At 67.0% G+C, this 15,421-nt stretch carries 8 protein-coding genes; 4 read left to right on the top strand and 4 right to left on the bottom strand.

From position 1 onward, the window contains the following. The first annotated feature begins 225 nt into the window (after positions 1 to 225). Positions 226 to 2,154: a sensor histidine kinase gene (locus NR810_RS17270; RefSeq protein ID WP_257453721.1), complete on the top strand. Its 1,929-nt coding sequence runs from the start codon at positions 226 to 228 to the stop codon at positions 2,152 to 2,154. 6 nt (positions 2,155 to 2,160) lie between these two features. Here NR810_RS17270 and NR810_RS17265 read toward each other — a convergent pair whose 3' ends face one another. Then, entirely contained in the window at positions 2,161 to 5,562 is a 3,402-nt protein-coding gene (locus tag NR810_RS17265) for a tetratricopeptide repeat protein (protein ID WP_257453720.1), read from the bottom strand. A 149-nt stretch (positions 5,563 to 5,711) separates the two neighbouring features. On the opposite strand from NR810_RS17265, the gene NR810_RS17260 reads away from it, so the two are divergent. Both NR810_RS17260 and NR810_RS17255 read left to right on the top strand, forming a co-directional pair. Beyond that, positions 5,712 to 9,113, top strand: a complete 3,402-nt coding sequence (locus NR810_RS17260) for a CHAT domain-containing tetratricopeptide repeat protein (protein WP_257453719.1) — start codon at positions 5,712 to 5,714, stop codon at positions 9,111 to 9,113. Positions 9,114 to 9,230: 117 nt separating this feature from the next. Then, on the top strand, positions 9,231 to 10,247 hold the full coding sequence (locus tag NR810_RS17255) for a helix-hairpin-helix domain-containing protein (protein WP_257453718.1): 1,017 nt from the start codon (positions 9,231 to 9,233) through the stop codon (positions 10,245 to 10,247). Here the strand turns inward: NR810_RS17255 and NR810_RS17250 are convergent. Genes NR810_RS17250 through NR810_RS17240 form a run of 3 tightly spaced genes read right to left on the bottom strand, consistent with a single transcriptional unit; the run spans position 10,213 to position 13,392 of the window. Then, entirely contained in the window at positions 10,213 to 11,649 is a 1,437-nt protein-coding gene (locus NR810_RS17250; protein WP_257453717.1) for a CobW family GTP-binding protein, read from the bottom strand. The two genes, NR810_RS17255 and NR810_RS17250, sit on opposite strands and share 35 nt — an antisense overlap. A 41-nt stretch (positions 11,650 to 11,690) precedes the next feature. Next, positions 11,691 to 12,716, bottom strand: a complete 1,026-nt coding sequence (locus tag NR810_RS17245; protein WP_257453716.1) for a WD40 repeat domain-containing protein — start codon at positions 12,714 to 12,716, stop codon at positions 11,691 to 11,693. Between the two features lie 52 nt (positions 12,717 to 12,768). Further along, a complete protein-coding gene (locus NR810_RS17240; RefSeq protein WP_257453715.1) occupies positions 12,769 to 13,392 on the bottom strand; it encodes a sulfite exporter TauE/SafE family protein in 624 nt (207 codons plus the stop codon). A 755-nt stretch (positions 13,393 to 14,147) separates the two neighbouring features. Here NR810_RS17240 and NR810_RS17235 point away from each other — a divergent pair. Then, a complete protein-coding gene (locus NR810_RS17235; RefSeq protein ID WP_257453714.1) occupies positions 14,148 to 15,398 on the top strand; it encodes a carbohydrate porin in 1,251 nt (416 codons plus the stop codon). Positions 15,399 to 15,421: the final 23 nt, after the last annotated feature.

Raw genomic sequence — 15,421 nt, 5'->3', positions numbered from 1 at the left:
CGATGTACCTGTCGCGTGCGGGTGCCCATGCTGGCGCACCGCTTCACGAGCGGCCGTTGAACATGCGGCATCGCCCCGGATTGGACCTTGTCCCGGGCGACGCTGGAGCCAAGAACTGCACCATGCACGAACCTCTCCCCCAGCCCGGCAGCACCTTCGACCCGCATCCTGAGCTCAGTGGCCGCGGCGTGCGCCTCGCCTCCGCGTCGAGCCGTGGGAGGCGAGATGCGTGACCAGAGCGCGTCGGCCGTCCTGGATATCGCGACGCTTCAAGAAGAGCGGGCGCGGATGCTCCTCGACAACATCAAGGATTACGCCATCTTCATGCTCGATCCTTCCGGGCACGTGAAGACCTGGAACACGGGCGCGGAGCGGCTCACCGGCTACACCCTGGGGGAGATCCAGGGGCGGCACTTCTCCCTCTTCTACCCTCCGGCGGACATCGTCGCCGGCAAGTGTGAGCGCGAGCTGCGGATCGCCACGGCCGAGGGCCGCTTCGAAGAGGAGGGCTGGCGTGTCCGCAAGAACGGCGAGCTCTACTGGGCCAATGTGATCCTCACCGTCATGCGCGACCCCACCGGCAAGCTGCTGGGCTTCGCCAAGGTCACGAAGGATCTCACCGAGCGCCGCACGGCCCAGGAGCTGCTCCGGCAGAGTGAGGAGCGCTTCCGGCTGCTCGTCTCGAGCATCAAGGACTACGCCATCTTCATGTTGGACCCCGAGGGGCGGGTGGAAAGCTGGAACCCCGGTGCCCAACGCCTCAAGGGCTACAAGCCCGAGGAGATTCTCGGTCAACCCCTCACCCGCTTCTACAGGGAGGAGGACGTGGCCAAGGGCAAGCCGTGGGATCTGCTGCGCCAGGCCACCGAGCACGGCCACGTCGAGGACGAGGGCTGGCGCGTCCGCAAGGACGGGTCCGTCTTCTGGGCGAACGTGGTCATCACCGCCGTGCGCGATGAGAAAGGAGTGCTGCGAGGCTACGCCAAGATCACGAAGGATCTCACCGAGCGCCGCAAGAGCGAGGAGCTGATGCGGCGCAGCGAGGAGCGGTTCCGGCTGCTGGTCTCCAGCGTGAAGGACTACGCCATCTTCATGTTGGACCCCGAAGGGCGCGTGGTGACCTGGAACAGCGGAGCGGCCCGACTCAAGGGCTACTCGGCCAGGGAGATCGTCGGCGAGCACTTCTCCCGCTTCTACCCACCCGAGGAGCTGGCGAAGAACAAGCCCGCCAGGGATCTCGAGCTCGCCAGGCGGGATGGCCGCTTCGAGGAGGAAGGATGGCGTCTGCGCAAGGACGGCACGACCTTCTGGGCCAACGTGCTCATCACCGCGATGCATGACCCGGCCGGCACGCTCCTGGGGTTCGCGAAGGTGACGCGCGACCTCACCGACCACAAGCGGGTGGAAGAGGAACGCCTCCGGCTCGCCCAGACCCAGGAGGCGGTCCGGCTGCGCGACGAGTTCCTCTCCATCGCCGCGCACGAGCTGAAGACGCCACTCACGGCACTCCTGCTCCAGCTCCAGAGCCTGAGGAATCGCGTGGCATCGCTCGAGCCGAACATCGCCACCAGGCTCGGCCGCGCGCTTCACAGCACGGGACGGCTGTCGGATCTCATCGAGACGTTGCTCGATGTCTCCCGGATCTCCACCGGCCGGCTCACCCTCCACCCGGAGCGGTTCGACCTGACCGCCATGGTGAAGGACGTGGCCGAGCGCCTCCGTGAGGCGGCGTCCGCGGCCGGCTGTACGCTCCTGATCCGGGATGGACAGCCCATCGAGGGGACCTGGGATCGCCTCCGCATCGAGCAGGTGCTCACCAACCTGTTGGCCAATGCCTTCAAATACGCGGCCGGAGGTCCGGTCGAGCTCTCGATGGGGCGAGAGGGGTCCGAGGCCCTCCTCATCGTCACCGACAGTGGGCCCGGCCTGCCGGAGAAGGACATGCCACGGCTGTTCGGCAGGTTCGAGCGCGCCGCGTCGATCAACCACTATGGCGGGCTGGGCCTGGGGCTGTACGTGTGCCGGGAAATCGTCCAGGCCCATGGAGGGACCATCTCCGCCGAGAACCCGCCCGGAGGGGGCGCCCGCTTCACCATCCGCTTGCCGACGGAAGCTCCGGACCCCGGCGCGGCATCGGACAGCGGACAACCCTGAGGCGGCTCAGGCCCCCTTCCTCTCGCGTGGGGAGCCGGACCCCTTCCATTCCAGGCACACCTTCTCGGCCCTGGTCGGTGCCGGATCTTTGGAGAAGATCTTGTCCTCCCGCTCCTGGTCGTGCTGGCGGATCCGTGCCAGGAGAGCACCGGCCTTCCGCCTCAGGACCCGGCTCCGTCCCTCGTGGAAGCCGTCCTTCTCCAATCGCTCGGCCTGGCACAGGTAGGCCTGGGAGAGGTCCCATCGGAGCTCGTCGAAGATGGCATTGTCGGAAGCGAGCCGCACCGCATCCTCGAGCACCGGGATGGCTTCGCCAGGGCGGGCCTGACCGAGGAGGACCTCCCCCAGCGCGGAGAGGGCCAACGCCTCCCGGAGCCGGGACTCCATCACACTGCTCAACCGGCTCGCGCGTTGGGCGAACTCCCGCGCCCGCTCGCCATGCTCCTGGGTCGGACCCAAGGGAGGCTGCTCCTCGGGATAACGGAACCGCCACTCCCAGAAGTTGTAGGCATAGCGAATCAACGCCTGGGCATGGGTTGGATCGAGATTGAACGCCTGCTCGTATTCCATGAGCGCCTTGCGGTAGGCGCTGGAGATCTTCTCATCCCGGTCCCTCTTGTACTGGATACCCTCCCAACTCCAGACGAGGTCACCATACATGTCCGCCCGGAGGACGTGAGCGCTGGCATCCTTGCTCAGGACCGCCATCGGTTGCTCGTCGCCGAGCAGAAAGGCGACCCGGGCCGCGCTGCACCGGAACGAGATGTTCTGAGAAGGATCCTCGACGAGCTCCGCGGCACGCTGGTAGTACCGCGAGGCCGCCCGGAACTGCAGCAGCCGGGGCCGCGTCTGCCATGAGGGCGACTTCCGGGGTGGAGGTTGCTCGCCGTTCGTCAACGGACAGGCATTTCGCGGATCCCCATCCTCCGAGGGTTGCTCGAGGAGCCTCCCGAGCGTGCCCTGCACGTGGGCTTCACTCTCCCGGAGGGCCGTGGCGGCATGCCAGACATGGGGCAGTTGCCAGTACATCCGCTCCGCACGCTTGCAATAGAAATAGGCCCGAAGACGATTCTGGGAGTCAAGGTCCGAGCGGCCTTCCGTCCTGGCCTCATCGGAGCCCATCAGACAGAGCCCATAGTAGGCCTGGGTCTTCTCCAGTGGATGGCCCGGGACCTGGATGATCCGCTGCCACAGCCTGAGCGCCTCGCTCCGCCTCGCATCCTCCTTCGCCGAGCCCCACGACGACAGCCTCGGAGAAGTAGCGACCGTCGTCCGTTGGATGGCTCCCGTGGTGCCGGGTTCGAGGAACACGGAAGCCAGGGCCACCTGACCGGGAACGAACCCGGGGTTGAGCAGGATGCTGGTGCGGAACGCCTTGATGGCCGCGTCCGTCTGCCCCTCCTTCTGCAGCGCGAGCCCCAGGCGGTAGTAGGCCAGGGTGAACCCGGGGTCCGCTTGGATCGCCTCGCGGAACGACTGGATGGCCTGGCCCAGGGAGACATAGTCCTCCGTACGCTCGGACACGTCCCAGCGCTCCACCCCCTTGCGGAAGGACTCGAAGGCCTCCCAGGAACGGGTGATGCTGGTGTCCGCCAGCCGGGGGTCCGCGCTGATGATCTCGAAGGCCAGGCTCCGGGTGAGGCGCGAGACGGCGTCCGCGAGCTTCGGCTCGACCCGGGACCGCGGGTTCGACGACAGCTCTTGAGAGAGCGGCTGCTTGTTCAACTCGACCTGCCAGGCCTCTCCGGTGCTGCTCCGGGCGAGCAGGATGTACCGGCTCTGATCCTCATAGAGGGTTCCGTGGATGACCTTCACGCCCAGCAGCGCGCGCACCGGAGCCTGGATGGGCGCGGCCAGCATGCGGAAGGGCACCTTGACGCCTCCACCGAACTCCAGGACCAGGTTCTGGGCGGATGCGCTCGAGGCTCCGGACATATCCGCGGCATAGCCGAGCTGATCCATCTGCTTGTTGTTGTTCACGGGCTGCTGGAGCACGACCCCCGACCGGAGCACCCGCTGGAGGCTCCCGAGCGCACCCGTGAGGCCCTCGGAGAGGGTCTGCCCAAGCTCCTGCGCCTGTTCCCGATCCCGGGGAGTCGCGAGTCCCGTGACCATGAAGGGCTGGATGATCGTCTTGCCAGCATTGGGCACCTCATTGGCGGCGATCAGGAGGATGAGGGCCAGGGGGAGCGTCGTCAGAATGAGGCGGAGGGGCTTGCGAGCAATCAACCAGTCGTATCCGCGCTTCAACCCCTTGCCACCCCGGGCGATCCATCCGCGCAGGGGCTCGAGCCTGCCCGAATCCGGCGAGGCCTCGGAGATGGACGAGCGCCACGCCCGCAGGCCCCGGCGCAAGGGCCCATCCAGGAGCGTTTCCGCCAGCACGGCCGCGATGAGAAGCACCCCGGCGAGGCCGAAGAGCATCTCGAGCTCCGAGGAGAAGAGCGGCACGGCGATGACCCAGGGCAGGGCGAGCAGCGAGAACAGGACGATGCGCCGGCACGGCAGCGTCAGCCCGGGCAGGTTGACGCTCTTCATCCGGCGGGCGGCGGCGGTCAGGGCCACGGCGAGCGGGCCCGCGAGGACCACCCAGGAGGGCCAGATCAGGGAGCCATCCCCCCACTGGGAGAGCACGACGAGCCCCACCCCCACCCCGCCCGCGGCCACCACCAGCGCCCGGTAGCGTCCCTCGCCGAGCCACTTCCAACGGGTCTGGAGCTCCCGAAGAAAGCGCGAGGTCCAGAAGGCCAGGCTGAAGGGAAACGCCAATATCAGGCAGGCGAGCCAGGCCTGCTGCCACACCCTGGCGAACGGCGACTCCGTGAACTCCGCCCGGCCCAGACTGAAGAGCGCCAGCACGGAGATGAGGAGTGCCGCCAACCCGAAGAGGCTTCGAAGGGAACGAACCCGAAGCAGGCCGAGCACGCACCCGGCGAGACAGAAGCACGACCAGAGCAACAGGGGCGGTGACCAGAGATCATAGGAATAGACGGGAGGCAATTCCGGCTCACCCAGGCCAAGCAACCGGAGTTGGAAGGCAGCCAGCACCGCGACACCCCCGGCGAGGCCCAGCCGCCATGCCAGGTGATGAAGCTGTCTCTCGGGCGGGTATTCGTGACACGCGGTCCAGGCCAGTCCGGCCCCCAGGGAGATTCCCGCGAGGAATAGAATCATCCCGAGCCGGGTGAGTGCCCCCCCCTGCACCAGCACCACGCCCAGGTCGGGGCTGACCACCAACCGCCCCAGGTAGAAGAGGCGGGCCCAGAGCAACGCCCACCCCGCGGTGACGAGCAGGAGCAGCCCCCAGGCGCGATGGTGGTGGTTCTGTACCGAGCGACGGAGGAACCAGAGGCCCTCCCACCCCAGCAAGGAGGCGGCGAGCACGACGGCGATGACACTCGGGCCCATGGTGGAACCCTCCCTTGAGCCACTACACGCGGCCCGTCCGAGGGCATTCCGTCCCAGGGCTCCCCAGCGGAGGCCAGTGGCATGGGCTCCGTCCCATGCATGCTGCATGATGCGGCATTCATATGCAGCGAATGCTCGGGTGGATGGTCATGGCTGTCTTGTGCTGCGCGGCTGGCGCGGCCATGGGGCAGCAGGGAACGAACACGCTCCTGGAGGAGGCGCGGTCTGCCGTTGAAGAGGGCACGAGGCTCGAGGACGCGGGCAAGCACACCTGGAAGCAGGGGAAGTACGCCCGCGCGGAGCCGCTCCTCCTGCGCGCGCTTTCCATCCGGGAAGCGGCCCTCGGCAAGAACCATCCCGACGTCGCTTCTTCTCTCGACACCCTCGCCAACCTCTACGCGGACCTGGGTTACTACGACCGTGCGGCTCCGCTCCACGAGCGTGCGCTCGCCATTCGCGAAGCGGCCCTCGGCAAGGACCATCCCGACGTCGCCGCCTCTCTCAACAACCTCGCTCGCCTCTACCAGTTCCAGGGGCGGTACGGCCGTGCGGTACCGCTCCACGAACGCGCGCTCGCCATTCGCGAAGCGGCCCTCGGCAAGGACCATCCCGACGTCGCATCCTCTCTCAACGGCCTCGCGACCCTCCATCAGATTCAGGGGCGATACAGCCAGGCCGAGGCGCTCTACACGCGCGCGCTCGCCATCCAAGAAACAGTTCTTGGAGAGAAACACCTCCTCGTCGCCTATTCGCTCAGCAATCTTGCCTTCCTCTATCAGGAAAAGGGGTTGTATGCCCGGGCCGAGACGCTCTACGTGCGTGCGCTCGCCGTCTACGAGGCAGCCCTCGGAGAGAACCATCCCAAGGTCGCCGACGCCCTCTTGAACCTCGCGCAACTCTATGACGAGCAGGGATTGTACGGGCATGGCGAGCCACTCTATGCGCGCGCGATCTTCATCTTCGAGGAGACCTTCGACAAGCATCCCTCCGAAGCCACCCATTTGCTCATCAACGTCGGTGGCCGGCTCGAGCCGCTCTATGAACGCGCGCTCGCGATCAGCGAAGAATCCGCTCTCGGCAAGACGCATCCCCACATCGCCGTCCCCTTCAACAATCTCGCCTTCCTCTACAACCAGGCGCTCTTCTACCGGTGGGAGAAGCTCTACGCGCGTGGAATCGCCATCTACGAAGAGGCCTTCGGCAAGAACCATCTCGAGGTCGCCGACCTGCTCGTCAAATCCGCCGCCCACTATCAGGACATGGGGATGTACGGCCGGGCGGAGTCTCTCCTGCGGCGAGCACTCGCCATCTACGAGGCAACCTGCGGCAAGAAACATCTGCGGGTTGCCGCGGCGCTCAACAAGCTGGCTTTCGGTTATCGGAAACAAGGATTGTACACACGGGCGGAGCCGCTCCTCCAGCGCGCGCTCGTCATCTGGGAGTCGGCGCTCGGCAAGAATCATCCAGACATCGCCTGGCTACTCACCGAGCTCGCCAGTGTCTATCGGAACGAGGGACGCTACAAACGGGCGGAGCCGCTCCTTCAGCGCGCGCTGGCCACTCAGGAAGCGGCGCTCGGAAAGACACACCCCGATGTCGCCCTCACACTCAACAGCCTCGCCAGTGTCCTTCAGCACCAGCGGCACTACGAACGGTCGGCCCTGCTCTTCCAGCGCGCACTCGCCATTCAGGAAGTGGCGCTCGGAAAGACACACCCCGATGTCGCCCTCACGCTCAACACGTTCGCCCAACTCCGCCTCGCCCAGAATCGCCTCGCCGAAGCCCTGCCCCTCCTCACGCGGGCCTTCGACATTTCCGAGAGGCTCCTCCGCCAGGAGGCGCTCGACTTCTCCGAGGCGCATCTGGCGGGCTTCCTCCAATTCATCCGCACCGATGAGGATCGCCTCTATTCCCTGGCCCGGGCGTATCCAGACGACGCCCGCGTGCGGCGCCTGGCGCTCGCCGCCGCGCTGCTGCGCAAGGGCCGCTCCGTCGAGGAGACCGCCGGCACCTCCCGCGCCGTCTACCACAGCCTGGGTGCCCAGGATCGCGACACCTTCGAGCGGCTGCGCTACCTGCGCACCCAGCTCGCCAGGCTGTCGCTCGAGGGCCCCGGCAACCTCGCTCCCGCCGACTACCTGCACCGCCTGAAGGAGCTCACCGCACGGGGGGATGCCCTCGAAGCCGACCTCGCCTCGCGTTCCGTGGCCCTTCGCGCGCTCGCGGAACTGCCGTCTCCTGACGAGATCGTCGACCGCGTCGCGGCCACGCTTCCCCCCGATGGCGCTCTCGTCGAGCTCATCCTCTACACGGACCGCCCGCTCGTCCTCACGTCCGAAGTCACGGAACGGTCACGACACCCAGGCACGCTCCGCTACCTGGCCCTGGTGCTCCTTCCGGATGGAAGCAGCCGCGTCATCGACCTGGGGCCCGCCGCGCCCATCGACCTCGCCGCCTCGCGCCTGCGGGATGGCCTCGCCGACCGTGACGCCGCCTACCTGGGCCTCTCCAGGGAACTCCATTCCCTCGCCTTCCAGCCCCTCCTGCCGTTGCTCGGTGACGCCCGCCGCCTCTACCTCTCGCCCGACGGACAGCTCGGCCTCGTCCCCTTCGCCGCGCTCCACGACGGCAACCACTTCCTCATCGACACCTTCGATTTCACCTACCTCACCTCGGGCAAGGACCTCCTGCCTCGCTCCCAACGGGCCGTTGGGCCACGTTCGGTCGTCGTCTTCGCCGACCCGGACTTCGGCGTCCCACCCGCACGCCCCTCTCCTTCCCAGGAAGAAACACCCGCCTGGGGCTCCTCCATCGAGCGCTTCTTCTCCACGCGGGGAGCCGGCCTCGCCGAGCGGCCCTGGGTTCCATTGCCCGGCACCCTCGAGGAAGCCAAGGCCCTCCAGCGCCTCATTCCCCAGGCGCAGCTCTTCCTGGGAGGGGAAGCGACGAAGGAGCGGCTCCTGAAACTCCCGGCGCCCAGGGTCCTCCACATCGCCACCCACGGCTTCTTCCTCGAGGATGCCAGCGCCGCGCCCGCGGGTTCCCGCGCGCTCGTAGACCTGGGCACGTCTGGCAATGAGGGCCCTGGACAGTACCCGCCCGACCCGTTGCTGCGCTCCGGTCTCGTCCTCGCGGGTGCACGGAGCCCGGCGGCGAACGCTGGCGAGAACACCCTGCTCCGGCCCGAAGGCTCCCTGGTGACCGCCCTCGAGCTCACCGGTCTCGACCTGTGGGGCACCGAGCTCGTCGTCCTCTCGGCCTGTGATACCGGCCGCGGGGACGTCAAGCCCGGACAGGGCGTCTACGGACTCCGCCGGGCCTTCGTCATCGCGGGGGCCGAAGCCGTGGTGATGAGCCTTTGGAAGGTGAACGACGACACCACACGGGTGCTCATGGAGGGGTACTACCGCAACCTCCTCGCGGGCAGGGGGCGTTCCTCCGCCATGCGCGATGCCATGCTCGCCCTACGTCAGTCTCATCCCCATCCCACCTTCTGGGCCCCGTTCATCGTCCTGGGCCGTGATGCACCCCTGCGCGCGCTCACCCGGTGATGGAACGTGGTGGGCTGCCTCTCATGGCTGAATTGGCGGGAATGACACCTGTGGGCGGGGAGGATTTGGTGTATGGGACCCCCTCCCCTCGTTGTATCCCCCCATGAGGAGCCCCTGATGCGTCGTATTGGCCAAGCCCTTCTCGCAGTGAGCCTGTTCGCCGGTTGCGGTGGTACTGAAATCGATCCGTCCTCCGAGTCCATCGAGCAGCGGCAGTCGTCACTCACCCAGACAAACGTGGACGTTGCCCCGGAGTGCCAGGGCATCCTCGGCTTCGTGAACACGGCGTCGTTCCAGACGCTGGACGTGTACCTCCCGAGCGACGTCGCCACCAACCTCGTCACCCGGCGCGCGGCGGCGCCCTTCGTGTCCCTGGCGGACATCTCCTCGGTCCGGCTGGTCGGTCCGACCCGTCTCGAGCAGCTCGCGAGTGGTGCCCGGAACGAGGGCTTCATCGGGTCCAGCTGCATCGGCATCCTGGACGGCCTCGCGGTTTCCACCGATGACGCCGCCGCGATCGTGTCCCTGGTGAACACCATCAGCGACTCCGAGCTGCATGACGTCCTGCCGGACGCGTGGAATGGCGCCTCCAACCTCCTCAACCTGCGCCCGTTCACGTCGGTCCAGGCCATCTCCAACGTCGCGGGTATCGGTGACGTGGCCCTGCGGAACATCCGGAACGCGGCCACGCTGAGCCGGCCCCTCGAGGCGCTCATCGACGCGGTGAACGCGGTGCCGCAGAATGGCCTCTACGGCGCGAACATGGCCCGCCACTTCGACTGGTGGGAGGTCGTGACGACGCGCGGCACCTACCGTGTCGGGAGGCTGGAGTGCTTCGGGCTCGAGCCGAGCAGCGTCCCGTATGGCGCGACCGTCCGGCCGAACCTGGCCGACGCCGCCGAGGTGCGTGCCGAGATCGTGGACACCCTGTCCGCCGCCAACCAGAACAACCAGATCTCCAGCAGCGTGATCTCCGCCGGCCTGGCGAATCTCGACGCACTGACCGCGGGGCGCTCGTTCAAGGGTTGCTACTTCAGCTACGCGGATGACCCCTGGAGCGGGAACAACGTCGCCATCTTCGTCGACACCGTGAACGGCTTCAGCGTGATGACCGAGACCTACTGGAGCGAGTGATTCCACCGTGCCCCGGGGAGCGGGCCTGAGCCCCGGGGCCGCCTTTCCTCATGAGGCACTGGCGGAACCCTTCCGTGAGTGCCTCCCGGTCCAGGTTCCGGCCGATGAAGACGAGGTCGTTGGCCCGGGGCGTGTTGCCCCAGGGCTTGTCGGGCTGCCCGTCGAAGAGCATGTGTACCCCCTGGAAGACGTAGCGGTTCTTCTGGCCCGCGATGGCGAGGATGCCCTTCATCCGGAAGATGTCCGTGCCCTGCTCCTGAAGCACCTTGGACAGCCAGGCGTTCAGCCGGTGCTGGTCGACCTCTCCTTCCAGGTGGATGCCGACAGACGTCACCGTCTCGTCGTGCGAGTGGCCGGCGCCGAAGTACCGCTCCGCCCGGCGCGCCAGGACATTGCCCGCGGCATCCTCCACCCCCAGCGCGTACTCCTCCGGACGATGCTCCGTGAAGAGTGCGTAGAACCCCTCGCGAGGAACCTTCAGCGGGTACACCTTGCGGCCCCGGTTCTTCGCGAAGTCGAGCTGGAAGTGGGTGTCCCCTGCGGAGAGGGCATCGCCAGAGACGCGGCGCGAGGGCGAGCGCGACCAGAAGCGGACGGCCTTCTCCGCGCCCGCCTTCAGCCCCGCCTCGTCAGCGGAGTCCACCGGCACGAGGGCGACGTCCATCGTCGCATCCGGACCCTCCGCGAGGACGAGACTGGCCAGACCCGGCCGGAGCGCATGGACGCCGCCCCACTCGAAGGGGTACTCGGGCTCGAGGAAGGCGGGCTTCTGCCGCAGCGCCCGCCCCAGGTCGAAGCCTCCCACGTCGAGGACGCTCTCGAGGGAAACCTGCCCCCTCACGGTCCGCTGGACGCGGGCCATGGCGTTCATGCTCCGGATGCGGCGCTCCACCCGCTCGACCTCCTCCGGTGTCACCAGGTCGATTTTGTTGATGATGATGACGTCGGCGAAGGCGATCTGCTCCTGGCACTCCTCGCTCTCGTCGATGTGCAGGGAGACGTGCTTCGCGTCCACCAGGGTGACGATGCCGTCGAGCTTGAACTGGGAGCCGATCTCGTCATCCACGAAGAACGTCTGGGCCACCGGGCTCGGGTCCGCCATGCCCGTGGTCTCCACGAGGACATGGTCGAACCGGTCCTTGCGGCGCATGAGGTTGCCGAGGATGCGGATGAGGTCCCCTCGCACCGTGCAGCAGATGCACCCGTTGTTCATCTCGAAGACTTCCTCGTCCGCGTTGATGACGAGCGCCTGGTCGATACCGATCTCCCCGAACTCGTTCTCGATGACGGCGATGCGCTTGCCGTGCTGCTCCGTCAGGATGCGGTTGAGGAGCGTCGTCTTGCCCGAGCCCAGAAACCCGGTCAGGACGGTGACGGGAATCTTCTTCTCCGAAGTCGCCAAGGTGTTGCCTCCGTGAATCCAGGTACAGCCAGGAGAGGGGGTCAGTGCCGCACGGGCCGCGCCAGGCTCCACGCCAGCAGGCGTCCGCCGGCCCCGATGGCCACCGCCACGGACCTGTCCGGCGAGAGGGTCAGCCCCTCCAGGGCCACGTCCGCCTGGAGTGTCCAGACCGGGCGCTGTCCCCGGGTGGGGTTCCAGCCGCAGAGCCGCCCGTCCTGCCCGGTGGAGAGCAGCAGCTCGGTGCCCGTGCCGTCCGCGAGGAAGGCGAGCCCCGTGACCCGCTCCGAGTGGGCCTTCAGGGCAAGCGCGCGCTGCCGCTCGCGCATGCGGGAGCCCAACTCCCAGACGGCGACCTCCTCGCCGTCGCCGGTGGCCAGGAGACTGCTGGCGGAGTTCCACGCCAGCGTGCGGACCTTGGCCCGGTAACCCGGCATGTCATAGGAGACGGCCTCGGCGGAGCGCACGACCCAGAGCCGGATGCTCGGGTCCTGCCTGCCCGCGGCGATGTACTGGCGATCCGGGCTGATGGCGACGGAGAGGACCGCGCTCTCCGCGTCGAGCGTCTGCAGGGGCCGCTTCCTGCCCGCCTCGAGCCGATGAATCCCGCCATTGCACGAAGAGATGATGCCCGTGCCGCTCGCGCTCCATTGGATGGAGGTGACGGTGCTGGCGTGCTGCTCGTAGCCGCCCTTCAGGGTACCCCGGCGAGACCAGATGCGGACGGAGCGCCCTGCCGCCGCGGCGAGGTAGCTTCCCGAGGGAGACCACAGGACGTGCTCCACCCAGGCTCCCCCGGCCTCCCAGGCGTTGAGCTCCTGCCCCGACTCCGAGGCATGAACACGGACCTGGCCGTCCTGTCCTCCCGTCACGAGCTGCTCTCCGTCCGGAGAGAAGCACACCGAGAGCGTTCCGCCCGCGTGTCCAGGCAGCTCCCGGAGCACCGCACCGGACTTCGCGTCGACGAGGAGCACCGGACCGCCGAAGGTGGCCGCCGCGATGCGGAGCCCCTCTGGCGAAAAGGCCACCGAGCTGACCCCGTCCGGCAGCTCGATGTCGAAGAGCCTCATGGGCCCGCGGGCCTCGTTTCGCTTCCTTGGGGTGGATGCCATGACCATCCTCTCAGCCCACGAGGGCCCGCAGCCCCGACAGACCCATCCACACGCCGAGCCCGATGCCGAGCGCGCTGGTCGCTTTGAGAATGCGGGCACGCCAGCGCTCCGAGTTCCGGACGACGAAGCCCAGGGGCAGGGACAGGAGGACGGTGAGCAGCACCATGCCTCCAGAGACGCCCAGGCCGAACGAAAGGAGGAACAGGAGGGCGGGGAGCCGCTCATGGACGGTGGCGAGCGCGAGGAGCGCGATGCCCGCGGAGCCCGCCAGGCCGTGAACGATGCCCACCAGCAGCACGCGCCAGGAGTGCGGCCTCACGGGCTCGGGCTCCGAGGGCAACGGGCAGTCCGCGTGGCCCCACTGCACGGTCCCCAGCGTCACCAGCAGGGCGGCGACGAAGAGCTCCATCACTGGCTCCCAGGCACCTGGCACCGACAACCGCCCGCCGACGAGCACCGCCCCGACCGCGAAGAAGGCGAACGAGTGGCCCAGGCTCCAGAGAAGCGCCGTGCGCACGGCCGACCGGAACCCCTGCCCGGACCTCAACAGCGAAGCAATGGCGCAGACGTGGTCGGCGTCCGAGGCGTGGCGAAGCCCGAGTACCAACCCGAGGCTCAGGGCACTTTCCAGCATGCGAGATCCAAGGCGAGAGAGACACCTCAATTATCGCACTCTAGACTCTATTGCAACACCGTTACAACAAGATGCGACTTCGAACGGACACGGGCGGCCCTCCCCAGGACGGGCCGCCGACTCGGAGGCCCCCTTGAGATACGGGCGGCAGGCGGAGGAGGTGGTGGTGGGGGCCGTGCCGAATCCCGAAGACCATCGATGTGGATATCGAGACCCATCCATGTCTGTTTCATGGCCTCTTTCAAGAATTTGAAAGCCATTGAAGACAAGCAGCCTTGACGATTCCCGACTCGTGATTGTCTTCAAGCCTGCGCCCAGGAATCAGGACCCCCAGGCCGCCGGGGCACGGCGTGGGTCACTCCGCGTCGTGAGACAGGATTGTGACGCTCGACGCCTACGCGCTCCTCCCCGACTCAGCGCATCAGCAATTCGTTTGAGAAGCACAGAATCGAGAGGCGGTTCCCGGTTCGAAGCGCTCTCGGCCCCGCCGGAGCACACTGGAGCGTGCACGTTGGAAATTTCAATCTCCCCCGGAACGCAAACTCTCAATTCCTGGGTGACGCATGGAGTCAACCCGCCCATCCTCGCAACAGCACATCGACTACTTGACGAATGACGCTCGCCCCTTGCTACTGTCGGGTCTTCAACCACGCTACTAAGTCCTGTCTCGGAATCTCATTTCATCTCCAGCTCTTCCGCCTTTTTGGCGGTGATCCGTCGTTCCACCCCCCCAACTTCCAGTGAAGAGAAGCCTGATGAAGAACAAAGCACTGCTCGCGGCCATCACCACCTCCTGTGTTGCCGTGACCGCCCATGCCGACCCACTCCCCATCATCTTTTCGGGCTACATGCGCGCCGGAACTGGCATCAACGTCCGAGGTGGCACGCAAGTGTGCGTCGGTCTCCCCGGTGCCGACACCAAGTGGCGCTTGGGCAACGAGTGCGACTACGTGGTCGAGCCGAGCCTCAACGCCAAGCTCGTCTCCCTCGAAGGCTCTGACTGGCATGTGCACTTCATGCCCGGAATCTATCGCGCCTGGGGCGGCAGGGAGTTTCAAACCTACTCCTCGCCTGGTGGTCAGCTCCTTCCTGAAAGCGGTACCGACGAGCTGGTGGCCCGCTTCGGTCAGGTCTTTGCATATGGGACCAACATCGCGGCGCTCGGCAATGGCAAGGTCTGGGTGGGTCGGCGCTTCTACAACCGCCTTCAGACCGGCATCAACGACCAGTTCCTGGAAATCAACGATGGCGATGGCGCGGGCATCGAGGACATCAACGTAGGTATTGGAAAGCTCAGCGTGGCCGCCATGCTGAACCCACGCGGGAGCGCCAACAACAACCGCATCAGCGTGCCGGTACGGCTGACTGGCATCAATGACCTGCCCAATGGCCAACTTGCCCTGTACGTCACTCCGTCCGTGCAGCTCAAGAGCGACGACCAGGTGAACGCCACCACGCCGGCCACGGAGGCCAATGGACTGGCCGTGGGTCTGTACCAGACCCTGAACGGCGTCCTGCTCGGTGGCAACACGCTCGTTGGCGTGAAGATGGATTGGTTCGGGACCACGCGAAACAGCCGCGTGGTGCTTCAGCAGTCAGCCGTTTTCGGTGAACCCACCTCGTTTGGCGGAACCGTCGTCGAAGGTCTGGCCGAGTACCGCATCAACAAGGCAGCTGGCAATGCCGGCAACAAGTGGTTTGGCATGGGAGTCCGCACCGACACCCACCTCGTCGGTCCCTTCCGCGTGCTGGCCGAGGCAGGCCATGACATGGTCAAGCCGGATAACGGTGGGCACACGCGCAACATGACCAAGTTCACCCTGGCGACGGCGGTGTCCGCGGGCCAGGAGGCCGGCTCCCGCCCGACGATCCGTCTGTTCGTCACGCACGCCATCTGGGACGAGGCGGCCCGCGCCAGCTTCGACGCGACTTCGCGTCTGCGTCAGGTCTTTGGCGACCAGCGGTCGGGCACCTCGGTGGGTCTCCAGGCCGAGGCCTGGTGGTGATAAAGGCCTGGACGCGGCTCGCG

This window comes from Archangium lipolyticum (assembly GCF_024623785.1).
GTDB lineage: Bacteria > Myxococcota > Myxococcia > Myxococcales > Myxococcaceae > Archangium > Archangium lipolyticum.
Note: the sequence above shows the minus strand (reverse complement) of the source record. Positions and strands in the feature narration are given on the sequence as shown.

What these genes read in the sequence shown, in the direction of transcription:
- NR810_RS17270 (WP_257453721.1), top strand. Translation starts at nt 226, where the DNA reads ATGCGTGACCAGAGCGCGTCGGCCGTCCTGGATATCGCGACGCTTCAA.
- NR810_RS17265 (WP_257453720.1), bottom strand. Translation starts at nt 5,562, where the DNA reads ATGGGCCCGAGTGTCATCGCCGTCGTGCTCGCCGCCTCCTTGCTGGGG.
- NR810_RS17260 (WP_257453719.1), top strand. Translation starts at nt 5,712, where the DNA reads ATGGCTGTCTTGTGCTGCGCGGCTGGCGCGGCCATGGGGCAGCAGGGA.
- NR810_RS17255 (WP_257453718.1), top strand. Translation starts at nt 9,231, where the DNA reads ATGCGTCGTATTGGCCAAGCCCTTCTCGCAGTGAGCCTGTTCGCCGGT.
- NR810_RS17245 (WP_257453716.1), bottom strand. Translation starts at nt 12,716, where the DNA reads ATGAGGCTCTTCGACATCGAGCTGCCGGACGGGGTCAGCTCGGTGGCC.
- NR810_RS17240 (WP_257453715.1), bottom strand. Translation starts at nt 13,392, where the DNA reads ATGCTGGAAAGTGCCCTGAGCCTCGGGTTGGTACTCGGGCTTCGCCAC.
- NR810_RS17235 (WP_257453714.1), top strand. Translation starts at nt 14,148, where the DNA reads ATGAAGAACAAAGCACTGCTCGCGGCCATCACCACCTCCTGTGTTGCC.